Here is a 4,049-nt window from a genome sequence, read left to right as displayed (position 1 = left end):
CAGCGGCGCGCACCCTGCGGCTGGCGGGCGGCGGGAGCGCGGGGTACGACCGCCTGGTGCTCGCCACCGGCGCCGATCCGGTGCTCCCGCCCCTGCGCGGACTGCGCGCCGCCGACGGGACCTTGAAACCGGGGGTCCACCCGCTGCGGACGCTCGACGACTGCCGCCTCCTCGCGGAGGACGCGACCGCCGCGCACCGGGCCGTCGTCGTCGGCGGCGGGGTGCTCGGGGTGAGCGCCGCCCGCGCGCTGGCCGTGCTCGGCCTGCCGACCGACATCGTGCACCGGGGACCGTTCCTGATCGAGCGTCACCTCGACGAGGGCGCCGCCGCCGTACTGCGCCACGGCCTGGCCTCCCTCGGCGTCGGGGTCCACCCCGGCAGCCAGGTCCGCGCGCTGCGCGGCGCCGGCCGGGTGACCGGCGCCGAACTCGCCGACGGCCGGATGTTCGAGGCCGACCTCGTCGTGCTCGCGTGCGGCGTCCGCCCCCGCACCGGGCTCGCCCGTGCCGCGGGCCTCAAGGTCGCCGAGGGGATCGTGGTCGACGACCAACTCGCCGCCTCGGAGCCCGACGTCTTCGCGATCGGCGACTGCGCCGAGCACCGCGGGACCGTCCACGGCCTGGCCGGTCCCGCCTGGGACCAGGCCGACGTGCTCGCCGCTCGCCTGTCGGGCGCGTCGCCCGGCGCGACGTACACCGGATCGCGGCCCCTGGCCCGGCTCACCGCGGGCCCCCTGCAGTACGCCGCGTTCGGCGAGGTCCACGAGGTGCCCGGGGCGGACGTGCTGCTGCTGGTGGACGCCACGCGCGGCTCGTACAAGAAGCTCGTGCTGCTCGGCGACCGGCTCGTCGGCGGCATCCTCCTGGGCGACCTCGCCGCCGTCGGCGACCTCACGCGGGCCTTCCTCGGCGCCCGCCCCGCGCTGCCCGCCGACCCCCTGGATCTGTTCACCACGGATTTGTTCACCACCACGGAAGGAGTCGCCGGATGAACGTCAAGGAACTCGTACTGGTCGGCCACGGCGTGGTCGGCCAGCGCTTCCTGGAGGCGCTCCACGAGGTGCCCGGCGCGGCCGCGCGCTGGCGGGTGACCGTGCTCGCCGAGGAGGGCCGCCCGGCCTACGACAGGGTCCGCCTGACCTCGTGGTTCTCCGGGACGACCGCCGACGAGCTGGGGCTGTGCCCTCCCGGCTTCCTCGCGGAGCACGGCATCGGCCTGCGCCTGGGCGACCCGGCCGTGGCCGTGGACCGCGCCGCGCGCACCGTCACCACGGCCGCCGGGCACACCGTGCCGTACGACGCCCTGGTGCTCGCCACCGGCTCGTACCCCTTCGTGCCGCCCGTGCCGGGGCGCGACGCCGCGGGCTGTCACGTCTACCGCACGCTCGACGACCTCGCCGCGATCAGGGCGGACGCTCAGCGTGCCAGGGCCGGCGCGGTGGTCGGCGGCGGGCTGCTCGGCCTGGAGGCGGCGGGCGCCCTGAAGGCGATCGGGCTGGAGACCCATGTGGTGGAGTTCGCCCCCCGCCTGATGGCACTCCAGGTGGACGCGGGCGGCGGTGAACTGCTGCGCCGCAAGATCGAGGCACTCGGCGTCGCCGTGCACACGGGCACGGGCACCGAACGCGTCGAGACCGGACCGGACGGCCGGGTATCCGCCATGACGCTGTCCGACGGCACCCGGCTCGACGTCGGCCTGGTGGTCTTCTCCGCGGGCGTACGGCCGCGCGACCAGCTCGCCCGCGACTGCGGACTCGCCGTCGGCGGACGCGGCGGGATCACCGTCGACGCCCGCTGCCGCACCGAGGACCCGCACATCTGGGCCATCGGCGAATGCGCCCAGGCGGTCGACGGCCGGGTCTACGGGCTCGTCGCCCCCGGCTACGCCATGGCCGAGGCCGCCGCGCGCGACCTGACCGGCGGCGAGGGCCGTTTCACCGGCGGCGACACCTCGACCAGGCTCAAGCTGCTCGGCGTCGACGTGGCGTCCTTCGGCGACGCGCACGGCGCCACCGAGGGAGCGCTGGAGGTGCTGTACTCCAACACCCGGGCGGGCGTGTACAAGAAGCTCGTCGTCGGAGCGGACGGCGCGCTGCTCGGCGGCGTGCTGGTCGGCGACACCGAGGCGTACGGCATGCTCCGGCCGCTCGTCGGCTCCACCGCGCTGCCGGGCCCGCCCGAGCAACTGCTGCTGCCGGGCCGGGACGGCTCGGGCGTGGTGGGCGTGGGCGCGCTGGGCGACGACGCGCTGATCTGCTCCTGCCACCACGTCAGCAAGGGCGCCATCCGGTCGGCCGTACGCGACCAGGGGTGTGCCGGCGTCGCCGAGGTCAAGAAGTGCACCAAGGCGGGCACGGGGTGCGGAAGCTGCGTCAAGACGCTCGGGGCGATCGTCGGCGAGGAACTCGCCGCGACCGGCGTCGAGCTCTCCCGCGGACTGTGCGAGCACTTCGCCCGCACCCGGGCCGAGCTGTACGAGATCGCCCGCGTCAAGGGCATCACCTCCTTCTCGCGGCTGATCGACGAACACGGCACCGGCGAGGGCTGCGAGATCTGCAAGCCCGTCGTCGCCTCGATCCTGGCGAGCCTCACGGGCTCCTACGTCCTCGACGGCGAACAGGCCGCGCTCCAGGACACCAACGACCACTTCCTCGCCAACCTTCAGCGCAACGGCTCGTACTCGGTCGTGCCCCGCGTCCCCGGCGGGGAGATCACCCCCGACGGCCTGATCACCATCGGGGAGATCGCCCGTGACTACGGCCTCTACACCAAGATCACGGGCGGTCAGCGCATCGACATGTTCGGCGCCCGCGTCGACGACCTGCCGGGCATCTGGCGCCGCCTGGTCGACGCGGGCTTCGAGTCGGGCCACGCGTACGGCAAGGCGCTGCGCACGGTGAAGTCCTGCGTCGGGCGGACCTGGTGCCGCTACGGGGTGCAGGACTCGGTCGCCCTCGCCATCGAACTGGAGCTGCGCTACCGGGGTCTGCGCTCGCCGCACAAGCTGAAGTCGGCCGTCTCGGGGTGCGCCCGCGAGTGCGCGGAGGCACAGAGCAAGGACTTCGGCGTCATCGCCACCGCCGACGGCTGGAACCTCTACGTGGGCGGCAACGGCGGCATGACCCCGCGCCACGCCGACCTGCTCGCGTCCGGCCTCGACCACGCCACGCTCATCCGCACCGTCGACCGCTTCCTGATGTTCTACATCCGCACCGCCGACCGGCTGGAGCGCACGGCGCCCTGGCTGGAGCGGCTCGACGGCGGGCTGGACCATCTGCGCGAGGTCGTCATGGACGACTCGCTCGGCATCTGCGACGACCTCGACGAGCTGATGCGACGTCATGTCGAGACGTACCAGGACGAGTGGGCGGCCACCCTCGCCGACCCGGACCGCCTGCGGCGGTTCGTCTCCTTCGCCAACGCGCCCGGTGTCCCCGACCCCACCGTGCGCTTCGTGCCCGAACGCGACCAGATCCGCCCGGCCCGGCCGGACGAGACCCGGGCCGCCGCCCCCGCGCTGATCGCGGGACCGGAACTGGAGGTGCACACCCGATGACGGCGCGACTGCTCGCACATGACAGCACCGTGCCCCTGGAAGGCGCGACGGTGGAGATCGGCGTCGGCGGCGCGTGGACACCGGTCTGCCGGTACGGGGACCTGCTGCCCGGACGCGGCGTCGCGGCACTGGTCGGCGGCGAGCAGGTCGCCGTCTTCCGCGACCGCGCCGGGGCCCTCTACGCCGTGGACAACCACGACCCTTTCAGCGGCGCCCACGTCATCTCCCGGGGCATCACCGGCACCCGCGACGGCGTCCCCGTGGTCTTCTCACCGATGTACAAGCACGCCTTCGATCTCCGCACCGGTGCCTGCCTCGACGACGAGCGGGCCCTGGACGGAAGCCCCGCCCGGCTGCGCGTCTGGCCGGTGCGGACCGGACCGCCGCCCGGCTCCTCACACGCCGCCACGCGCGATGTGCGCAGGCCGTAGCACTCCGGAGCCGCTACCGCCGTCGGTGTGAAACCTCCGCTCCCTACCGTTCACATGGGTCC

At 74.3% G+C, this 4,049-nt stretch carries 3 protein-coding genes; all 3 read left to right on the top strand.

The window, feature by feature from the left end; all coding sequences use genetic code 11:
- Nucleotides 1-992 (top strand): NAD(P)/FAD-dependent oxidoreductase (locus tag K6I34_RS33035; protein ID WP_229331727.1); only part of this gene is annotated, 992 nt, incomplete at its 5' end.
- Nucleotides 989-3,556 (top strand): nitrite reductase large subunit NirB, encoded by a 2,568-nt coding sequence (nirB, locus tag K6I34_RS33030; RefSeq protein ID WP_229331726.1) that lies wholly within the window; start codon nt 989-991, stop codon nt 3,554-3,556. The genes K6I34_RS33035 and nirB, both read left to right, overlap by 4 nt.
- Nucleotides 3,553-3,987 (top strand): nitrite reductase small subunit NirD, encoded by a 435-nt coding sequence (gene nirD / locus K6I34_RS33025; protein ID WP_229331725.1) that lies wholly within the window; start codon nt 3,553-3,555, stop codon nt 3,985-3,987. Before nirB ends, nirD begins: the two co-directional genes overlap by 4 nt.
- Nucleotides 3,988-4,049 lie beyond the last annotated feature (62 nt).

Source organism: Streptomyces sp. UNOC14_S4 (assembly GCF_020740835.1).
Taxonomy (GTDB): Bacteria; Actinomycetota; Actinomycetes; order Streptomycetales; family Streptomycetaceae; genus Streptomyces.
Note: the sequence above shows the minus strand (reverse complement) of the source record. Positions and strands in the feature narration are given on the sequence as shown.